This is a genomic window from Paradesulfitobacterium ferrireducens (assembly GCF_017310645.1).
In the GTDB taxonomy this organism is placed as follows: domain Bacteria; phylum Bacillota; class Desulfitobacteriia; order Desulfitobacteriales; family Desulfitobacteriaceae; genus Paradesulfitobacterium; species Paradesulfitobacterium ferrireducens.
This window is the reverse complement of the sequence record NZ_JAFLRH010000018.1, coordinates 92,926-113,183: the sequence shown is the minus strand read 5'-3', so window position 1 is coordinate 113,183 and position 20,258 is coordinate 92,926. Positions and strand designations below refer to the sequence as shown.

Sequence of the window (20,258 nt, the reverse complement as noted above, 5' to 3'; positions counted from 1 at the left end):
ATTACCTTTTGTAGATGGAGGGTTTATTTAGTGTACCCTTTTTTCTAAAAATCAACTAAATCATGGAAATCACCTTCCTATATTTTTTCGGTAAATTACTTGACTTTTACCGCAGTCTTACAGGCACATCCTGAAGATATTCTCAACGTCCTTTGGGGTCAGGGGCTTAAACCCTTGTAATACATCGCCTCTGCAAGCCCTCTTCGCCATGACCTTAAAGTTTGCTTCATCCATACCAATTTCAGTGAGGGTGCTTTGCAGGCCAAGCTCCTTGAACAAGAAATCGCTCAGGCATGCAATCGCACGCTTTGCTCCTTCCATATCGGAAAGCGACGCATCTACACCAAATACATTTACACCAAATTTTTTAAACTGCGGTGAGGTGGATTCATCCAGAATATACTCCATCCAGCGGGGAGTGAGAATGGCAAGGCCAAGGCCATGTGTAATGTCATAAAAAGCAGAGAGCTCATGTTCCATGGCATGACAGCTGGCAGCCTGAAACCCACCGGTTTGGAGAAAGCCGTTCAGTGCCCATGAGGAAGCCCACATGAGGTTGGCCCGTGCTTCATAGTTATCCAGTTCCTTTACAGCAATCGGGGCGTATTTGACAACGGTCTTTATCACATCCTCCATAACACGGTCCACCATGTCCATTTTCTCTGAAGCGGTAAAATAAAAGACATCAAAAACGTGTGACAGGATATCCGCACTGCCGCAGGCAGTCTGGAACGCGCTGACGGAATAAGTATTGGCAGGATCAAGAAAGGATACCTTCGGCAGGAGCAGTGGATGCAGCAAGCCATACTTTTCGTTGGTGTCCATATTGCTGATGACGCTTCCCGTGTCCATCTCCGATCCGGTAGCTGCCAGCGTTAATACCGTGAGTACCGGCAAGGCTTTGGTAACAGGCGCTTTATGCGTCACCAGATCCCAGCTGTCTCCTTCGTAAAATGCGGAAGCGGCAATTGCCTTCGTACAGTCGATGGTAGAGCCGCCACCAACGGCAAGCAGCACGTCGATTTTTTCCTTTTTGCAGATATCCGCACCCTTATTGACAGTGGTGTGGCGGGGATTTGGCTCAATGCCTGACAGTTCAAAGACAGTAAGTCCGGCTCTTTGCAATTCTTCCATGATCTTGTCATAAAGGCCGATTTTCTTGATAGAGCCGCCGCCATAGGTCAGTAGCACACGGGTGCCATACTGCTTTAATTCTTCGCCTAAATGCCCCAGTTGGTTTTCACCGAAGTAAATCTTGGTTGTGTTTTGAAAAATAAAATTGTACATGTTCATTACTCCTTCATAATTGTTTTTGATAGGTCAGCCACAAGCCGCCGTCGTCTAATTTTTTTACTTCCTTCAGCCGAAAAGAAGCTGCCATCGTATTGTTGGCTTGATATTTACGCTCGATGGATGGGCCTTCATACACGGTTGGCGGAACGAGCGGCTGGGGAAAGCTGCCCTCCATCGTCACTCTGCCGCAGAGAAAGCCGTCCGCGCCGTATTCCCTGTGAATTCTGTAGTATTCCTCAATGAGTCCGCTGTGAGCATCTCTTCCTAAAAAGTCCCCGGTTACCTTTCCGTCCAGCGATGTCACCATGTTGCATATGATATACGGTCTGTCCATGAAACACCTCTCGTTCATTTCAGCCTGCCATAAGCTTCGTCGCCTACCGGTTCCAGCCATTCGTTGGACGCGCCCTCGGCAGGAATCTCCACTGCGAGATGAGCGAACCAGCTGTCTTTTGCCGCACCATGCCAGTGCTTGACCTCCGGCGGGATGTTGACTACGTCGCCGGGGTGCAGTTCCTGCGGTTCCTCTCCCCACGCCTGGTACCAGCCGCGTCCCTCGGTGCAGAGCAAAATCTGTCCGCCTTTATGGTGGATATGCCAGTTGTTGCGGCAGCCCGGCTCAAAAGTCACATTAGCAATGGGGCCGCCCTTGTCGGTCAGCGGCTGCAAATAAGCCTGACCGATGAAGTATTTGGAAAACATTTCGGGCAGCGGGACGCCCGTCTTAAAAAGTTCATTTCTTTCGTTGTTCATTGCAAAGTCCTCCTTTTTTAAGGTTTTAACCTCTCTTACCTTCCCAGACCTGTCAAAAACTCCACAGTCTGAGGATCATAATGGGAGAAGAATGCGCTTTCACTCTCGTCCAGGGCGGCAATTGCATGCATGTCTTCGACAGTCAGAGTAAAATTAAACACATCGAAGTTTTCGATCATCCGCTCTTTATGGGTGGTTTTCGGGATTACCACCACATCGCTCTGAATGAGGAAGCGCAGAATCACCTGAGCCACCGATTTGCTGTATTTGTCGCCAATAGACTTGATGACCGGATTGGTAAACATGTCCTTGCGGCCCTCTGCAAACGGTCCCCAGGACTCGTGCTGTACGCCATATTTCTTCATGATTTCGTGCGCGGCTTTCTGCTGCTGGAAGGGATGGGTTTCCACCTGATTGACAGCAGGGATGACCTCCTGGAATTGGCAGAAATCAATCAGGCGGTCAGGATAGAAGTTACTGACCCCGATGGCTCGGATCTTACCGTCCTTGTAAGCCTCTGTCATGGCGCGGTAGGTGCCGTAGTAATCGTTAAACGGCTGGTGGATCAGCAGCAGGTCGATATAGTCGGTTTTCAGCTTTTTCAGTGAATCCTCAATGGAGACTTTTGCTTTTTCATAGCCGCCGTTGGATATCCATACCTTGGTGGTAATAAACAATTCCGAACGAGGTATACCGCACTTTTGAATGGCATTGCCGACGCCTTCCTCGTTGTTGTAAGCCTGTGCGGTGTCTATGGAGCGGTAGCCTACGGAAATTGCATCCAGCACACAGCGCTCACATTCGGCCGGGTCTACCTGATAGACACCATAGCCGAGAATCGGCATGGTAATACCGTTATTTAATTTTACTGTATCCATATTTATTTCCTCCTGTTATTCTGTCCGCCGTAGACAGCGGACAATTTCATTTCTGATAAAGCATGATCGATTGCCTGAAGTTCAGATTCCGCCAGAACAATCTCAGCAGCGCCGGAGTTCTCTGTCAGCCGATCCGGCTTACGTGTCCCCGGTATCGGACAATCCAGGGCTTTTTCGCCAGCACCCACGCCAGCGAAATCTGAGCGGGAGTTGCACCCTTTTCCGTGGCTGTTTTTCTTAGCAGTTCAAGAAGCACCTGGTTTACTTCTACACTCTCCGCTTTAAATTGCGGCATGAAGCTTCTGTAATCCGTACCCGGCTCGAACCTTGAATTCTGATCGTACCTGTCAGACAAAAATCCGTTGGCCAATGGGCTGAACGCGACAAATCCAATGCCAAATTGCTCCAGTGTAGGGAAAAGTGAAAACTCATATTCACGGTTCTTCAATCATTTTAGCCGCCGTTTCGGTGTTGCCTACAGGCAGGTTTATGATACTCCCGCCGACATAATTGTTTCCCGCGCGGGAAAAGTAAGCGATAAGTGTTTTGCCTTTCATGTTTGTTTCTCCTTTCCAAATAAATCTCCATAGCAGGTATTTTTCTATCACTCAAAGAGCATAGCACTTAGAGTTAACTCCAAGTCAAGCGGTGTGATAAATACTTTTTTTGTATGGTCTGGTCATGTCCAAACGCAACCATTAACAGTATTCATCAATTGAGAATATATATGATTTTTGAACTATGTTCCTAAAAAAGCGTAGCTCAGAATTTATGCTGTTAAGAAGAAATTTATAAGAAAAGTTGCAACAATTAGAAATAAATTGTAAGCAATAAAACCTTTAAAGCTCAATGAGTATTTGAAGGTTTTATTGCTTACAATGGCTCAAACAGTTGTAACTATTGTTGGTTGATTACATAGCATGAAAGAAGTATAATATAGTTAGAATGTTACTACAAGGAGTTGATCCCATGCAGATTAAACCGTCCGCAAGCATCCGGCAGAACTACAATGAAATTGCGGCTTTATGCAAATCCTCCGGTGAGCCTGTGTATCTTACAAAAAACGGCGAGGGTGATCTCGTGGTTATGGATATAGAGGCGTTTAATCGCCGTGAAAAAATGCTGAAACTGAGGGAAGAACTGTTGGCTGTTGAGGAAGACCGTCTGGCCGGTCGTATGGGAAGCACACCAGATGAACTGGACAGCTACTTGGAAAGCATTATTGATGAGGTGGAACATGGAAAAGAAACCTCAATATAAAGTGATTGTCTCAGACCGTGCCCGTCAGATGCTGCCGGGGCATGTTCGATTTCTGGCACAGAAAAGTCCTATAACTGCCCGCAAAATAAAAAATGACCTGATGGACGCCATTCGCTCCCTTAACCAAATGCAGGAGCGTTTTCCATTTCTGGAGGCTGAATTTATCCCGCCAAATAAATATCACAAGATGTTCATTGAAAAATGGTATCTGATTCTGTATCAGATCAAGGACCAGACCGTGTACGTTGACTACATTGTGGATTGCAGGCAGGATTATGGGTGGTTGGTTTGAAATAGATTATGAACAAATTAGTGATTGGAATATTGGCACATGTGGATGCAGGCAAGACGACATTATCAGAGAGCATCCTTTATCTGAGCGGTAAGATTGGAAAATTGGGAAGAGTTGACAATAAGGACGCTTATTTAGACACCTATGAGTTAGAAAGGGCAAGAGGGATCACCATTTTCTCCAAACAGGCCATTTTTGAAATAGGGGAGACCCAGATTACCTTACTGGATACCCCAGGGCATGTGGATTTTTCGGCTGAAATGGAGAGAACACTTCAGGTGCTGGATTATGCCATTTTAGTAATAAGCGGTGCGGATGGGGTGCAGGGGCATACCAAAACCGTATGGCGGCTGCTTAAAATGTACCAGATTCCTGTTTTCTTATTCGTGAATAAGATGGATCAGGCCGGGACGGATAAGGACAAGTTAATCAAAGAAATGAAAGACCAGCTGGATGATGGCTGTATCGAATTCGGACAAGCTAAGACAGAGGGCTTTTACGATCAATTGGCCATGTGCGATGAAATCATGATGGAAGCCTATCTGGAAGCAGGGCATATTGAAACCGCGCAGATTAAAAAAGCTATCCTGGAGCGCAAAGTTTTTCCGTGCTTTTTCGGTTCCGCTTTAAAACTAGAGGGCGTTGAGCCATTTATGCGGGGCCTTGTGAAGTATGCACTGATACCTTCCTACCCCGATGAATTCGGGGCTAAAATATTCAAAATAGCAAGAGACGAGCAGGGAACCCGGCTTACGCACATGAAGCTTACCGGCGGAAGACTTAAGGTGAAGGATGTCTTAACGAATGGCATCTGGAAAGAGAAAGTGAATCAAATTCGTATCTATTCCGGACAGAAATTCGAAGCCGTGAACGAGATCGAGGCAGGTTCTGTATGCGCGGTAACCGGGCTCAGCCAAACCAGACCGGGAGAAGGCTTAGGGATAGAGGAAGTTTCAGCAGCCCCTGTATTAGAGCCCGTGCTGTCTTATCAGATTATCCTTCCGGAAGGCTGTGACCCTAGAGTGATGCTTCCCAAGCTGCGTCAGATTGAAGAAGAAGAACCGGAACTTCATATTGTCTGGGATGAGCAGCTGCAGGAAATTCAGGCACAGATTATGGGCGAGGTGCAGATTGAAATTCTGCAGAGCCTTATCCAAAGCCGTTTCGGGGTTGAGGTAGCCTTCGATGCGGGAAGGATTGTCTATAAAGAGACGATTGCAAATGTGGTAGAAGGGGTAGGGCACTTTGAGCCCTTGCGGCATTATGCGGAGGTTCACGTGATACTCACGCCGGGTGAGCCGGGAAGCGGTCTGCAGTTTAGGGCGGAATGCAGTGAGGATAGCTTAAGTAAAAGCTGGCAAAGACTTATATTATCTCATCTGGAAGAAAAAAACCATAAAGGAGTTCTGACCGGGTCAGCGATTACCGATATGAAAATCACTTTAGTCTCAGGTAGAGCACACAATAAGCATACGGATGGCGGTGACTTCAGAGAGGCTACCTACCGTGCAGTGCGCCAGGGCTTAAAGGAGGCCGAATCCATCGTGTTGGAGCCTTATTATGCCTTTCAGCTCGAACTGCCAGAGAAAATGGTAGGAAGAGCGATGAATGACATTGAGAAAATGCATGGCACCTGCGAAATCTCACAGACCAATGGCGAGACGGCGGTTCTTGTGGGGAGCGCTCCCGTTGTTACCATGAGGAATTACCAGAAAGAGGTCGTAGCCTATACCAAAGGACTTGGCAGGCTGTTTTGCAGCCTGAAAGGGTACGAACCATGCCATAATGCGGAAGAGGTCATAGAAAGTATCGGATATGATTCGGAAAGAGACTTGGAAAATCCGACAGGTTCCGTATTTTGCGCCCAGGGTGCAGGCTTTTTGGTTTCTTGGGATGAAGTGAAGGACTACATGCATGTTGAAAGCTATCTTCAGAAAAAAGACGATTTATCGGGAGAAACAGTCCGAAACCAGATCCCCTATACAGAAGAGAGGTCGATCAGTTTAGAGGAGATTGACCAAATTATCCATAACACCTTTTATGCGAACCAAGGGAGGAAGTCTGGCTGGAAAAGACGCAAAACAGCCGGCGAGAGTTATTATGAACCGGTTACCTTTGTCAGCAGACCGAAGGAAACCCAAGAAGAGTATCTCCTTGTGGATGGCTATAATATTATCCATGCCTGGCCAGAACTGAAAGAGCTTGCAGATGAGAATATGGACGGCGCCAGAATGAAGCTGCTTGATTCTCTAAGCAATTATCAGGGGATTCGAAAATGCCAGGTTATCGTAGTGTTTGACGCTTACCGTGTTCAGGGACATTCTGAGGAAGTAATCGACGATTATAATATCCATATGGTTTTTACCAGGGAGGCTCAAACGGCGGACCAGTATATCGAAAAGTTTGCCCATGACAATCAGAAGAAATATCATATTACCGTTGCGACGTCAGACGGTTTAGAGCAGCTTATTATCAGGGGAGCAGGATGTTCCTTGTTATCCGCCAGAGAACTTAAGGTTGAGATCGAAGGGGCTAATGAAAGAATAAAGCAAGAATACCAGGAAATACAGGGAAGGGACCGTAATTATCTCATCGATGTATTGTCTGCGGAAGCAAAACAGCAAATGAAAGAACTGATTAGGGAAAAACCATAGGACACTCGAAACCAGCTCATGTAGGAGTTGGTTTTTTCTTTCTCACTCAGGTATTATGCCCTTTGACAGACCATCGGCCCCGCTTCTATGTACACCACAATCAAAAAGCTTTTAGCCGCTGGATTAATTAAACACCTGGATGGTGGAGAAGACAAAAAACTTTTCCTGTTCTTGCATGAATACGCCATGAAAATGATTCTAGCGGAGTTTTTCATTGCGTTAACAGAAGGGAGAATAATGATGACGGATAAAGAAAAGTTTGAAGGCTTTAAGCAAAAGGTGATCCTGCCGGCGAATTAGCTCAAAAGGCGGCAGATCTGCATCGCCGGTGGCTTTTTTGGGGATAGCTACAGTAAAGAAGCGCATGCGGGAGTTGCTCAGATGTATGTAGATGATCCAAGATTTACAGCCTATTATGATGAGCGGCAACCTGGATTGGCCGCATTTTTAAGAGATGCAGTTCTCATTTATACCGGTATGAAAAAATAGGCTAGAATGATGATTACTTGACACAGTTCCCCATATAGCATAGGATAAAGAAGAACTACTCATGAAGGGGTGACGTTTCAGACCATACGCGACTAATCTTATTCGGGAATGCTCTTGTCAACAATTGCGAGTTATTTTAGGATAGGATTAGTATGAACCATGTAAACGATGGAACGATTGCATAGATTTCTCTGATAAAGATGCAATCTATGTTCCCCCTCGTTAAAGCCTTGACGGAAATCGGTTTTTCTTCATGTTTGTTCTGCCTCCTGTCCGAAAAAGGGATAGGAGGTTTGCTATGTTTGAGTTATTGCGCAACCGGCAAAAACTATACGAGCTTGAATAGGAGGGAACAGTGAATAATGAGCAAGCTATATGAATTTGAAGCAGAAATTAAGAAGGTACCCGATATTGACGGAGCCTATGTCGAAATACCATTTGATGTCAAGTCGGAGTTCGGAAAAGGAAGAGTCCCTGTCATCGCTACATTTGACGGTGAGCCTTATGAGGGCAGCCTTGTGAAAATGAAAACCCCATGCCATATAATCGGTATCAAAAAAGATATCAGAGCTAAAATCGGCAAACAACCTGGAGATATGGTTAAGGTAACTATTCAAGAAAGAGTAGCTCAGCCGATGCCATGAATTTACCATTGTCTACCGGGATCGTCGGCCATCATGTTAGTAGTGCCTTGGGGATAAAGAACATTATAATGATCAATCACTGGTTTTGGATTAGTGGTTGTGGCCGGAGAAAATACAAATTCAATTTATACTCCGGCCCTGCCGTGTAGCCGATGATTTCTTGCCCGTTGGACTTTGCGTCATAAGCCGGACAGGCTAAATTAAATCCTGTTCCTTACTTGCTTGGAGTAACTACCGCTTCAAATATCAGCAGCGCCGCAACTTTGACCGGAAACAAGCGATAGCGTGAAAATGGACAGGGATGCTCCTTTCATGATCAAAAATAAGTTATAAAAATCATAATTTCTCTTGACTCAAGGCAAAGCCTGTGGTAATTTTTACATATCAAGTTAATACTTGTTTTAGTGTGTGAAAGTGAAGACATAGACTTGATCTTGTTGAAATATAATAGTAACGATCCTTAGTGCTTTCTAAATAAGCAAAACAATTGCACAGAAAGGATTGGAACTCTTTAGTGAAAAAATACACGAGAAAAAAGATTTCTTGTTTATTAGTACTTCTACTGTCCTCAGGGTTTTTAACAGCTTGCAACACGAATATGAAGAAGGATGTAGTGACAGAGGCTAAAGAGTTCGCCATGGGGACAGTTATATCACAAAAAGTATATGGCGAAAACGGACAAGTGGCTATTGACGAAGCAATCGATAGAATCAAATATCTAGAAGGGCTCTTAACCTTTAATGCTCGGGAAGGGGATATTTACAATATAAATGAAAACGCTGGGAAGAAGAAAGTTGAACTAAATCCTATCACTCTAAAACTGATGACAAAAGCCCAACAAGTAGCAGAACTTAGTGATGGGGCTTTTGACATTACCATCGGCCCTTTGGTTAAAAGCTGGGGAATAGGAACGGAAAATGAACGGGTACCGGCACCGGAGGAAATACATAACTTGCTCCCGCTTATTAATTATAAAGACTTAGAAGTAGATAATCATACCGCATACCTAAAAAATCCGGGACAAATGGTTGATCTGGGGGGGATAGCCAAAGGATATGCTGGAGATGAAGTGATCGAAATATACAAAAAAAACGGAATAAAATCCGCTTTTATTAATCTTGGGGGTAATGTTGTGACCCTGGGAAGCAAGCCCGATGGCAGTCCTTGGACTGTCGGCATTCTTAATCCCCGGAAGGAGGATGCGGCGGAGGGACACCAAATCTTGGGGTCTATTACAGTTAGAAATAAAGCGGTTGTAACTGCAGGAGACGGGGAACGGTATTTTGTCAAAGATGGCAAGCGGTATCATCATATCATTGATCCGCATACAGGCTACCCGGCTCAGTCTGATTTAATGAGCGTTACTTTAATTACGGATTCTTCGTTTAACGCGGATGCTCTGGACACAGCAGTTTTTATTTTAGGATCAGAGAAAGGGATGGACCTTCTCCAAAAGTATGGCGGAATTGAGGCTATATTCATTACAACCGATAAAAAGATCTATGTTACAGATGGATTAAAAGGTAATTTCAAGTTGCTTGAAGGAAGCAGTAGCTATCAGTTGATTGACTAGTATTTGCTAAAGTAAGAACAAGAACAACAACTAGAACAACATTGTATATAATTAGGATTCATCCCGCCTAAGGTGATTTGAGTCCTAGCTATATAAAATTATTTACAGGAGGGAGAACATGAAAAAAACTCTGGGTCTTGTTCTATCGGTGTCACTCGTTCTTACTGCAATGGTATCCCCGTCTTTCGCTGTAGACACATCAACCTCAGCATCAGTTGAAGCTCCGGCTCCAACAACGCCAACAACTCCAAAAGCACCAGCCCCAAAAGCCCCCTCAGCTCCGTCAGCTGTCAATGCAGGCCTCGACACTACAAAATTACCGGAAGGTACGGTTGTTTACACGGTTGTCAGTGGAGATGTTTTCTGGAAAATTGCCAAAAAATATAGCTTAACAACCGCAGAATTGGCCAAATTAAATCCACATATTAAAAACGTTAACCGGATCTATCCCGGCGATAAATTGATCGTGAAGGCTGCTCCGGTGACTGCTCCAGCCGTATCTGCCAAGAAACTTTTTCATGGATTTGGTGAAGTGCCGAATTACCGAATCAGAGGCGAGAAAAAAGATAATTTGAACATCACTACAGCAAGCGCTTTATTTGATCAAGACGGTAAAATCGTAGACTTAACTTGGGACGTTATGGAAATTACTTACGATCTATTCCCCGGCTGGGTCGACCCCAAAGCGGACAAAGCGACTATGGACTCTTTTGCAGCTAAAATCGACGATATTTGGGAAACTAAGAGAGAAGAAGGCTACAACTATGATATGACCCATTTGAAAGCAAAAGGCGCTGCCGATAACCTGACCAAAAAAGAGTGGTTTGAACAGCTTGACTTCTATGAGGCATTCTTCAAAGGCAAGACTGTTTCAGAAGTAGAAGCTTGGTTCAAGAAATACACAGATGTTAACGGAAGACCTTATAAAATGGCTTATCCGGATAAGTTAACAGACGCAGATAAAGCGGTAGTTAAGACGTTCACAGCCGAAGAAAAAGCAATGCTTGTCGACGTTACAACCGGTGCTACGATGTCCCTGCAAGATCCGCACTCTCACTTCATTTCAGCTTTGAAAGAAGCCTATGAAGCGAGAGAAGAAGTGAAGTACTAGTATTAGGCTTCTATTGGGCTGTCTCAAGATTAGACTGATTTGAGACGGCCCGTTATTTTTGCGTTTTAAGAAGATCCGAATAAAGATATTCAAAAATCGCTTACTTTGTGCTATTATTAATAAATGTAAGGACTTATTTGGCTGAATTCATAGAATTTTTTGTTCGCCCTTATGTAAATAAGGAGTTAGGGGTGGCAATATTTTTATTTAGGAGGGTAAAGAGAAATGGATTTTGGTTTAACCGAAGAACAAAGAATGGTGCAAGAAATGGCCCGCGACTTCGCCCAAAAAGAAATTGCTCCTTATATTGAGGAGGACGAAGAAAATCATTACTATCGCAGAGAAATACTTACGAAAATGGGTGAGTTGGGCCTGCTGGGCTGGAGTATTCCGGAAGAGTACGGCGGAAACGGCATGGGCTGGATGGAAGCCGTCACTGCTTTATATGAAATATCTAAAGTTCATACTTCTTGGAGGCTGAGCATCAGCGGCAACACCTGGGGACCGGCCATGACCATTAACAAATATGGTACCGAGGAACAAAAACAAAAGTATATTCCCGGACTGGTCAGCGGGCAACTCGTCGGCAGCTTTGCGATCACCGAACCGAATACCGGTTCTGATGTCGCTAGTATGAAAACCTTTGCGGAAGATAAGGGTGACCACTGGTTAATCAACGGGACGAAAATGTGGATCTCGGGCGGACACACCAGCGACGTTGGACTTCTTTATGCTGCCACGGAAAAGGGTGGGGGTTATAAAGGACTGTCCTGCTTTATCATTGACTACAGGAATACCCCTGGGGTTACCAGAACTCCGATTCATACAAAAGTTGGTATGTGGCCGGCTCCGACCTCGGAACTGGTATTTGAGAACGCCGTCGTTCCGAAGGAAAACTTGTTAGGACCCCTGAATCAAGGTTTCCAAATTTGTATGTGGATGCTGAATAACACCCGCATGGGTTGTGCCACCGGTGCGGCTGCACTTTCAGCTGCAGCTCTGGAAGGTTCTGTTCAATATGCCAATGAGCGTACCCAGTTCGGCCAACAAATCGGCAAATTCCAAATGATTCAACAGCAGATCGCCGAAATGAAACTGGAAGACGAAGCGGCCAAATTTTTGGTTTACCGCGCAGCCTGGCTCAAAGACCATAACTTACCCAGCCAGCAGGAAACTTCTATGGCTAAGTTATATGGCGCGATGGCGGCCGTTCATGCGGCTAATATGGCCATGAAAATTTACGGTTCCTACGGTTATTCCACAGAGTATCCCTGCGGCAGATGGCTCCGCGATGCCAAGCAGTTTGAAACCCTTGAAGGAACATCCAATATCCATATGGGGATTATCGCGGGCATTGAATTAGGCTACCAGCAGAACCGTTAATCTTGGTGATATCGATTAACCCTAGTTAATCTTATTGCATAATAATGAGCAGCCTTACCATGCGAAAGGCTGCTTTCTATATACTCTAGTGTAGAAGCAATTTTACAATGAATAGAGAAGGATTTTCTAGTTTATTGTATGCGCCTTGTCCCCAATTTGTGAGTATCTGAAATAATCCTCCAACCTTCTCGGACCTACCAGGACATCTCTGCCGATGTACAATTGGCCGTCGTTCTTTGTTTTGACATTCCATTTGACCAAAGTAATCGAACCGTCCGCAATTTCAATGCCCGTGATGCTGCGGGGATGGACACAACTGCCATCATTGAAATAGGGGGGGTCTCCCACTTCCGGAAACATCGGCCTGTGGGTGTGGCCGGCAATTAACATATGTTTTTCCCGGATAACCCACTCAGTCAGTTTATTTTCAACGGTATCTTTCTTATCATAATTTTTGGCGGTACTGGTTGGGTCATTGACTCCAAATAACTCAAGCGGTCTCCAAAGATACCTAACTAAAAAGCGGCTGAATTTCCAAAGCGTATAATCGCAGAAACTCACTTGATGTCCGTGGATCAAGAGAATTCTTTGACCCGTCACCCGGTGTCTCAGAACTACACCCTCATGAAGCTTAATGTTCTCGAATAAGGGAATATACTTTTTCTCCGGTTCATGAAAGTAGCGGTATAAATTGTTTTGAACGCATTTATCATTTCGTTTCACCATATCATGATTTCCGAATATTAAATATAGCCTGCCTTCATTGAAGAATTTTGAAAGAAGCCAAAACGCGTCGCTGTGTACTTGGATAATGTCGGAGAGCTTTCTATTCTTCCAAAGTTCGTCTCCATCACCAATCTCAATATAAGTATAATTTTCATTGTAATAATGAGTTAAGGCTGCAAAATAGAGGTTTTGGTTCTTGGAAAAGTCATCAGCCCAGCTGCCATCCCCCCGGTGGACGTCACTCATTAAGATAAACTTCGAGGAGTCGTCAAAAGGAATTTCAGCCGCTGCTTCGAAAACTTTAGAAATCCGTTTCAACGTATGCATTTAGACCCTCCTCACGCTAACATTCCGTTTCTCCGTTTCTAATAACTTAATATATTGATTCAATTGCAAAAGGGTTCTGCCGACAAAAGAACTGCCAACAAAAGAAATGTTGCTTAACGCCCGGCATCGCTTTATAATTTTAGGTGTGGTTTTTCATTTGGAAGTACGGCCTTTTTTTATTTTTAAAATGCCAATCTCTTCGCAGTGTTGGTAGAACGGGAGGAAAAAAGAGAATGCCCATTACGGAAATCCTGGCGCGCAATGCCGAGATGTATGGACAAGAACGATGCATCACTGAGATTAACATGGACCTCCAGGAAAGTCACAATGTCACCTGGCTTGAGTACGAATTGATTGAAAACAACCCGGCCGGTGAATACCGGCGGGATATGACCTGGCGCGTTTTTGACGAGAAAGCCAACCGGCTGGCCAATCTCCTTTTAAAAAGGGGAATTAAAAAGGGAGATAAGGTCGCGATTCTGTTAATGAATTGCCTGGAATGGCTGCCGATTTATTTTGGTATCTTAAAAACGGGCGCGGTCGCTGTCCCGTTAAACTTTCGCTACACGGCTGAGGAAATCAAATACTGTTTAGGTTTATCCGAAGCGGTGGCCATGATTTTCGGGCCGGAATTTATCGGCCGGGTGGAAACGATCTATGATCAGATACCCAGAGTGAAGACGCTTTTTTATGCGGGAGAAAACCGTCCTTCTTTTGCTGAGAGCTATGACCGCCTCACGGCCAATTGTTCCTCGGAAGCCCCGCCGATTAAACTTGCGGATGAGGACGATGCGGCCGTTTATTTCTCTTCCGGCACGACGGGATTTCCCAAAGCCATTTTGCATACGCACCGCAGTCTGATGTCAGCCTGTGAAACGGAGCTCGAACACCATGGCCAAACGCTGGAAGATAATTTTCTGTTGATCCCGCCCCTTTACCATACCGGGGCCAAGATGCATTGGTTCGGGAGTTTGCTCTCGGGGAGCAAAGCGGTCTTGTTGCGCGGCGTGAAGCCGGAATGGATCCTCAAAACAGTCTCTGAAGAAAAAATCAGCATTGTCTGGCTTTTGGTTCCCTGGGCCCAGGACATTCTGGATGCCGTTGAAAGAGGAGAATTAAAGCTGGAAGACTATGATCTTTCCCGCTGGAGACTCATGCATATCGGGGCGCAGCCAGTTCCCCCCAGCTTAATTAACCGCTGGAAAAAATATTTCCCCAACCATCTTTACGATACCAACTATGGCTTGAGCGAATCGATCGGGCCAGGATGTGTCCATTTAGGGACTGAGAATATTCATAAAGTGGGCGCGATCGGAGTGCCGGGTCACAACTGGGAAGTCAAGATTACGGATGAGAATGGCTCCCCTGTACCCCGGGGTCAGGTGGGGGAATTGGCGGTCAAAGGACCGGGTGTGATGAAATGCTACTACAATGACCCGGAAGCGACTGCTGCAGTGCTCAAAGACGGCTGGTTGTTTACCGGGGATATGGCCCGGATGGATGAAGACGGTTTTATATATTTGGTTGACCGGAAAAAAGATGTGATTATCAGCGGGGGAGAGAATATCTATCCGGTGCAAATTGAGGATTTTCTCCGGGCGCATCCTGCAATCAAGGATGTAGCCGTGATCGGCTTGCCGGACGGGCGTCTGGGTGAAATAGCGGCCGCGATCATTGAACTAAAACCAGGTTGTCTGTGCACGGAAGAAGAAATCACGGTCTTCTGCGCCCCTATGCCGCGCTATAAACGTCCGCGCAAGATTATCTTTGATAACGTCCCGCGCAACCCCACCGGCAAGATTGAAAAACCGCGCCTGCGGGAGAAATTCGGCGCCGCAAGTTTAGTGGCGGCTCAAACGCAGAAATAATGCGGCAGAACAAGTGGGATAAAAACAAGAGCTGCTCTAAGAGCAGCTCTCTGTGAAATATCAAAGACTATATCGTATTGACCGAGGCAATGGCTATATTGAAACCTCTTCTCCGGGTTTTAAGGCGACCACTTGGGTATCCGGAGCCTTCTCTTGTGCCAATCGCACGAACCCTGATGCGTCCTGGGTAAGGATTGGGAAGGTGGCATAATGAATCGGAACGGCTGTCTTGGCTTTCAGTAAGCGTAGACTATAAGCGGCCTGTACCGGGTCCATCACAAAGACGCTGCCGATCGGAACCAGGGCCAGGTCGAGATGATAAATTTCACCCAATAATTCCATCCCGGCAAAAATCCCGGTATCTCCGGCGTGATAGATTGTTTTCTCGTCTTCCAAAGTAATGATATAGCCGCAGGGACTTCCGGCCGCGCTGGAATGCAAAGCCTGGGTCATGGTGATTTTAATTCCCTTGATTTCTACTGTCCCCCCGATATTCATCCCCATGCCGTAGGAGACGATATTATCCCCTTTGACACCGGCTTCCTGCAAGCCGGCGATTAATTCCGGCTGTACGACAACCGTTGCACCGGATGCTTCCACCAGAGCCGGAATGTCTGTCCCGATATGGTCAAAGTGATCGTGGCTTACTAAGATGATATCGACGCGGCCAAGATCCTCTCTCTTGACTGGGCAGCTCGGGTTGCCGGTGATCCAGGGATCGATAAGGATAGCCGTTCCTTGCTGACTGGTAATGAGACAAGCGGAATGACCGAGCCATTTGACCTGATGCATTGACAATTCCTCCCTTTTTTATAATGAAAGTATAATTCTCCGTCTGTATAAAATATCCTGCAACCTTTACCTGGACTTGGCAAAAAATTCTTACAATTTCTAGCGACTTTCTGATTTAGCCTACGTTGCGCTAAGTCGATTTGACATCATACCAATGCAGAATTGATTTACTCCCTAAAGTGCACATTTGGTATGGTTTTCGCCGCAAAAGGCAAACACCACTGCAATTTTGCAGTGGTGTTTGCCTGTCAACCCCTCATACTATTTGAATATTCAGGCTGGGATAACCACTCGCAAGATGTTTTCGACTGTTGAACCGCTGATTTACACCGATCAGGCCTCAGGGCAATTCCGAAACCGAAACATGGCATCTTACTTGCAAATGGCTAAGATAAACAACTATAAGCCTAGAGGTGTTGAAATATGAGATATGCAGAGACAGGGTATAACTTGGAAATTGATTTATCCAGCGGCAACATTGAAAAAGTAGAAACCGATCCGGCCTTAGCTGAACTTTATCTGGGCGGGCTGGGCACAAATGCCAAGATCTTATGGGACCGGGTTCCTCCTGAGGTTGACCCTTATTCACCTGAGAACCTGCTGATCTTCAGTGCCGGCCTTTTGGGCGGAACCCAGGCTCCCGGCGCCAACCGCACGATTGTCTCCAGTTTTTCTCCTCAGACCAAGCTCATGGCGTTTTCCATGATGGGCGGTTTCTTTGCGCCCGAGTTAAAGCATGCCGGGTATGACAAAGTAATCATTCGGGGCCGTGCTCCCAGCCTGGTGTATTTGTGGATTAACAATGACAAAGTGGAAATCCGCGATGCCAGTCACCTTCAGGGAAAAGGCACCTTGGAAACAGCGGAAATCATCCGGCGCGAATTGAATGAACCCAATGCGCATGTCGCGGCCATTGGCCTGGCCGGGGAAAACCGGGTCTATTTTGCCTCGATTGAACAGGGTCGCTCCAGTGCCAGCCGCTTAGGGCTGGGTGGGGTCATGGGGGACAAGAGGTTAAAGGCTATCGCTGTCCGCGGCACCAGGGATGTTAATATCGCCCGCCCGGCCGAATTTATAGGGCATTGCAATGATATTTTGAAATATGTCAAGTTCCGGGAGAAGAATCCGCTCGGGATGGTCGAACCTATTTTCCAAGGGCTGGGGTCGCCCCAGGAAATGAAGCTCCACGATGAAAAGTGGCACACCACCAGTTTCATGTGGGGCAATGCCCGTACGCGCAGGAAAGACTTCTGGACGGAAGAAGTGGAAAAGCAATGGACGGAAAGCGCGGAGAAAACGCTTGAGCGCTTCTTAAGCTGTTACAACTGCCCGCTCAGCTGCGGGGCCTCCGTGGCCTACCCGGGCGTTCCCAAATACATGATGAAATGTTATTCCAAACTGACATACACCATGGCCGCCATGTCGGATCTGGAGTTCGGGTACAGAATCAATTCCAATGCCCAGGCCTATGGTGTGGATGGATTTACCACCCCACAGACGATCGCCTTTGCCATCGAGCTTTATGAAGCAGGTATTCTGACGGACAAGGATCTGCCGGGGATGCCGTCCGATACGGAGGAGCGGTTTTTCTGGTTCCTCGACAAAATCGCCCGCCGTGAAGGAATCGGAGATATTCTGGCCAACGGTACCTATTGGGCAGCCAAGCAGATCGGCAACGGCGCGGAAGAGTACGCCCATAACAACATTAAAAAACACGAGCAGCTACCGCTTAAATTAGGGATGCTGAATCCGATTTACTTCCTAATGTATTCGACCGGGGAAAAAATCAACATCACCCAAATCGAAGGCCAGTTCCCGCAAGGGCCTTTTTCGAACCGGGAAGACCGGGAAGAGTTTATTAAGGACTGGATTCATGTTCCGGATGAAAAGTTTAAGCAGTATTTCCTGGATTGGAATCCGCGCGGGGAAAATTCCAATCCCTATTACCCGACGGTTGAAATGGCGTGCGAGCTGGTGGACTGGATGGAGATGATGCACTACATTGATGACTCCCTCGGAATGTGCGCCGGATTGTCCTCATTCCCGCTCAAGCCTGCCTATCATATCCACAATTATCCGGAAGTCATCTCGGCGGCGACTGGGATGGATTTCGATGAAGCCAGACTGAAAAAAACAGCGAAGAGAAACCGGACCCTGATCCGGGCGATCAATAACAGAAGAGGCTTAAGAAGACAGGATGACCGGCCGCCGGAAGACCATTGGAAGCACCGGTTCCCTGAACTTGAAAAGACGCTCTTAGATGAGTATTACAAATTCCGGGGATTTAACATGAACGGTGTTCCTACGCAAGAGACCCTGCAGGATTTGAACCTGGGTTATGTGGTCGAAGACTTTGAACAGAGAGGGATTTATGATGAGCAAAGTGAAGAAGAAAATTAAAACCATCCGCATCGATCTGGACAAGTGCAACGGCTGCAAGGCCTGTGAGGTGATCTGCGCTTCGTTTCATGCAACCCCCAAATACAGCAGCAACAATCCCGCGCGGGCCCGGATCCGCCTGATTCGCGATCCGCTGAGAGACGTGTTTGTGCCGGTCTACGCGGGGGAATATACCGCGGCCGAATGTATGGGCCGGGATAAATATATTATCAACGGCAAGGAATATGATGAATGCGGCTTTTGCCGGGCATCGTGTCCCTCCAGGGACGCTTTCAAGGAGCCGGATTCCGGCCTGCCCCTGAAATGCGACATGTGTGAAGATGACCCAACCCTCGAAGAGCCCATGTGTGTCCAGTGGTGCTTAGCCGATGCCCTTATTTATGAAGAAAGGGAAGAGGAAGTCGAAGAAGACGTCAAGCTGGATGACATGGAGGTCGGGCTCAAATCCCTGGTGGACAAATACGGCTTTGAGAAGCTAATAGAGACCATGGCACGGATAAACCAAAAGTAGGTAGAATTCAGAATTCAGGAACAAATTCAGAATTCAGGAACAGGAGTCAGAATAATTCCAAGACATAATTCTTAGTACTGACTACTGCTCCAAAAGTTACTACAAATTGTTTGTGAAAGAAGGGATCGAAAACTGTGGAAACTGTACAACCCTTCAAAGAGGCAATAGATGAAATCAAAGAGAGTGGGGCCGAAGCCTTAAAGTACTGCTATCAATGCGGGAGATGTGATACCGTTTGCCCATGGAACAGGGTTCGCACGTTTAGTATGCGCCTGCTCATCCGGGAGGCGACGTTCGGTTTGACTGAGATTGAACGGGAAGAGATCTGGCGATGCACGACCTGCGGCAAGTGTGTTCAGAAATGCCCCAGGGAAGTCAAGCAGATCGATAACATGATTGCCCTGCGCCGCTTTGCTTCGGGCTATGGGGTTTTCCCCGCACCGGTAAAGCCTGTCCGCACCGCCGGAGCCAACTTGGCCTCAGACGGCAACCCCTTCGGAGAAGATCGGGCCAAGCGGGCGGATTGGGCCCAGGGCCTCCCGGTCAAACCCTTTGCCGAAGGGATGGAAATCTTGTATTTTCCCGGCTGTTACCTGAGTTATGATGCAAGATTAAAGAAAGTTGCCGCCGCCACCGTCAATATCCTTAATAAGGCCGGGGTGGATTTCGGCATCCTGGGTGTCAAGGAAAACTGCTGCGGGGAAAGCATCCGCAAGACCGGGAATGAAGAACTCTTCAAACGCCTGGCCAAGGAGAATATCAAGACCTGGATCGAACACGGCGTCAGGAAAATCCTGGTCTCTTCCCCCCATTGCTACGAAACGTTTAAGAACGAGTACCCGGAAGAATTCAGGGTGAACTTTGAAATCGTGCATATAACCCAGTATTTGTTCGAGCTGATAAACGAGGGAAGGCTCAAGATTAACAAGGAGTACCTGAAGAAAATTACCTACCATGATCCATGCTACCTCGGCCGCCATAACGGCATCTTTGATGAACCGCGGGAGGTCTTGAAAAAGATACCCGGACTGGAACTGAACGAAATGCCGGAGTCGCGGGAAGAGAGCCTGTGCTGCGGCATGGGCGGGGGCAGGATTTGGATTGAGACTCAGAAGTCTGACCGTTTTGCAAACATCCGGCTGGAACAAGCGCTGGAAGCCGGGGCGGAGGAGCTGGTCACGGCCTGTCCCTATTGCATCACCAACTTTGAAGACAGCCGCTTGGTTTTGAACTATGATGATGCCATCCATGTGAAAGACATTACCGAGATTCTCCAGGAAGTCATCTGAGGTAATTTCAATAAA

At 46.6% G+C, this 20,258-nt stretch carries 20 protein-coding genes and 1 pseudogene; 13 read left to right on the top strand and 8 right to left on the bottom strand.

The genetic code is table 11. The features are described from left to right. Positions 1-117 precede the first annotated feature (117 nt). The 6 genes from J0X21_RS07300 to J0X21_RS07275 all read right to left on the bottom strand — a co-directional run bounded on the left by J0X21_RS07300 (position 118) and on the right by J0X21_RS07275 (position 3,481). Positions 118-1,287 (bottom strand): iron-containing alcohol dehydrogenase, encoded by a 1,170-nt coding sequence (locus tag J0X21_RS07300; RefSeq protein ID WP_206811527.1) that lies wholly within the window; start codon positions 1,285-1,287, stop codon positions 118-120. A 13-nt stretch (positions 1,288-1,300) separates the two neighbouring features. Beyond that, positions 1,301-1,627: a dihydrofolate reductase family protein gene (locus J0X21_RS07295; protein ID WP_206811526.1), complete on the bottom strand. Its 327-nt coding sequence runs from the start codon at positions 1,625-1,627 to the stop codon at positions 1,301-1,303. Between the two features lie 14 nt (positions 1,628-1,641). Further along, positions 1,642-2,046, bottom strand: a complete 405-nt coding sequence (locus J0X21_RS07290) for a cupin domain-containing protein (protein ID WP_206811525.1) — start codon at positions 2,044-2,046, stop codon at positions 1,642-1,644. 35 nt (positions 2,047-2,081) lie between these two features. Beyond that, positions 2,082-2,924, bottom strand: a complete 843-nt coding sequence (locus tag J0X21_RS07285; protein WP_206811524.1) for an aldo/keto reductase — start codon at positions 2,922-2,924, stop codon at positions 2,082-2,084. A 124-nt stretch (positions 2,925-3,048) separates the two neighbouring features. Beyond that, complete coding sequence (locus tag J0X21_RS15660) at positions 3,049-3,372, bottom strand: aldo/keto reductase (protein ID WP_328812481.1); 324 nt, start codon at positions 3,370-3,372, stop codon at positions 3,049-3,051. Further along, positions 3,359-3,481 carry a hypothetical protein gene (locus J0X21_RS07275; protein ID WP_328812479.1) on the bottom strand — a complete coding sequence of 41 codons (123 nt, stop codon included), beginning with the start codon at positions 3,479-3,481 and terminating at the stop codon, positions 3,359-3,361. The genes J0X21_RS15660 and J0X21_RS07275 overlap by 14 nt, the downstream gene beginning before the upstream one ends. Positions 3,482-3,893: 412 nt before the next feature. On the opposite strand from J0X21_RS07275, the gene J0X21_RS07270 reads away from it, so the two are divergent. The 9 genes and pseudogenes from J0X21_RS07270 to J0X21_RS07235 all read left to right on the top strand — a co-directional run bounded on the left by J0X21_RS07270 (position 3,894) and on the right by J0X21_RS07235 (position 12,330). Continuing rightward, on the top strand, positions 3,894-4,184 hold the full coding sequence (locus J0X21_RS07270) for a type II toxin-antitoxin system Phd/YefM family antitoxin (RefSeq protein ID WP_206811523.1): 291 nt from the start codon (positions 3,894-3,896) through the stop codon (positions 4,182-4,184). After that, positions 4,162-4,476: a type II toxin-antitoxin system RelE/ParE family toxin gene (locus tag J0X21_RS07265; protein WP_206811522.1), complete on the top strand. Its 315-nt coding sequence runs from the start codon at positions 4,162-4,164 to the stop codon at positions 4,474-4,476. Before J0X21_RS07270 ends, J0X21_RS07265 begins: the two co-directional genes overlap by 23 nt. 8 nt (positions 4,477-4,484) lie before the next feature. Then, positions 4,485-7,130 (top strand): translation factor GTPase family protein, encoded by a 2,646-nt coding sequence (locus J0X21_RS07260; protein ID WP_206811521.1) that lies wholly within the window; start codon positions 4,485-4,487, stop codon positions 7,128-7,130. Positions 7,131-7,217: 87 nt separating this feature from the next. Next, complete coding sequence (locus J0X21_RS16190; RefSeq protein ID WP_407947633.1) at positions 7,218-7,430, top strand: hypothetical protein; 213 nt, start codon at positions 7,218-7,220, stop codon at positions 7,428-7,430. Continuing rightward, positions 7,409-7,619, top strand: a pseudogene (locus J0X21_RS07255) (TipAS antibiotic-recognition domain-containing protein); the annotation flags it as partial. The gene J0X21_RS16190 and the pseudogene J0X21_RS07255, both read left to right, overlap by 22 nt. Positions 7,620-7,981: 362 nt before the next feature. After that, positions 7,982-8,263 carry a DUF1905 domain-containing protein gene (locus J0X21_RS07250; RefSeq protein ID WP_206811520.1) on the top strand — a complete coding sequence of 94 codons (282 nt, stop codon included), beginning with the start codon at positions 7,982-7,984 and terminating at the stop codon, positions 8,261-8,263. Between the two features lie 514 nt (positions 8,264-8,777). Further along, positions 8,778-9,836 (top strand): FAD:protein FMN transferase, encoded by a 1,059-nt coding sequence (locus tag J0X21_RS07245; protein ID WP_328812476.1) that lies wholly within the window; start codon positions 8,778-8,780, stop codon positions 9,834-9,836. A 118-nt stretch (positions 9,837-9,954) separates the two neighbouring features. Further along, positions 9,955-10,947, top strand: a complete 993-nt coding sequence (locus J0X21_RS07240; RefSeq protein ID WP_206811519.1) for a LysM peptidoglycan-binding domain-containing protein — start codon at positions 9,955-9,957, stop codon at positions 10,945-10,947. Positions 10,948-11,172: 225 nt separating this feature from the next. Further along, positions 11,173-12,330 carry an acyl-CoA dehydrogenase family protein gene (locus tag J0X21_RS07235; RefSeq protein WP_206811518.1) on the top strand — a complete coding sequence of 386 codons (1,158 nt, stop codon included), beginning with the start codon at positions 11,173-11,175 and terminating at the stop codon, positions 12,328-12,330. 126 nt (positions 12,331-12,456) lie between these two features. Here the strand turns inward: J0X21_RS07235 and J0X21_RS07230 are convergent, their stop codons facing one another. Continuing rightward, positions 12,457-13,383: a metallophosphoesterase gene (locus J0X21_RS07230; RefSeq protein ID WP_206811517.1), complete on the bottom strand. Its 927-nt coding sequence runs from the start codon at positions 13,381-13,383 to the stop codon at positions 12,457-12,459. A 233-nt stretch (positions 13,384-13,616) separates the two neighbouring features. Here J0X21_RS07230 and J0X21_RS07225 point away from each other — a divergent pair, with 233 nt between their 5' ends. Continuing rightward, the gene (locus tag J0X21_RS07225) at positions 13,617-15,251 is read left to right on the top strand and encodes a class I adenylate-forming enzyme family protein (RefSeq protein ID WP_206811516.1); all 1,635 of its coding nucleotides are present in this window, start codon (positions 13,617-13,619) and stop codon (positions 15,249-15,251) included. A 93-nt stretch (positions 15,252-15,344) separates the two neighbouring features. Here the strand turns inward: J0X21_RS07225 and J0X21_RS07220 are convergent, their stop codons facing one another. Next, complete coding sequence (locus tag J0X21_RS07220; protein ID WP_206811515.1) at positions 15,345-16,043, bottom strand: metal-dependent hydrolase; 699 nt, start codon at positions 16,041-16,043, stop codon at positions 15,345-15,347. Between the two features lie 423 nt (positions 16,044-16,466). Between J0X21_RS07220 and J0X21_RS07215 the strand changes: the two genes are divergently transcribed. From J0X21_RS07215 to J0X21_RS16055, 3 genes are all read left to right on the top strand, one after another. Next, positions 16,467-18,443 (top strand): aldehyde ferredoxin oxidoreductase family protein, encoded by a 1,977-nt coding sequence (locus tag J0X21_RS07215; protein WP_206811514.1) that lies wholly within the window; start codon positions 16,467-16,469, stop codon positions 18,441-18,443. Beyond that, on the top strand, positions 18,418-18,954 hold the full coding sequence (locus J0X21_RS07210; RefSeq protein WP_206811513.1) for a 4Fe-4S dicluster domain-containing protein: 537 nt from the start codon (positions 18,418-18,420) through the stop codon (positions 18,952-18,954). The genes J0X21_RS07215 and J0X21_RS07210 overlap by 26 nt, the downstream gene beginning before the upstream one ends. 134 nt (positions 18,955-19,088) lie before the next feature. After that, a complete protein-coding gene (locus tag J0X21_RS16055) occupies positions 19,089-20,243 on the top strand; it encodes a (Fe-S)-binding protein (RefSeq protein WP_206811512.1) in 1,155 nt (384 codons plus the stop codon). Positions 20,244-20,258: the final 15 nt, after the last annotated feature.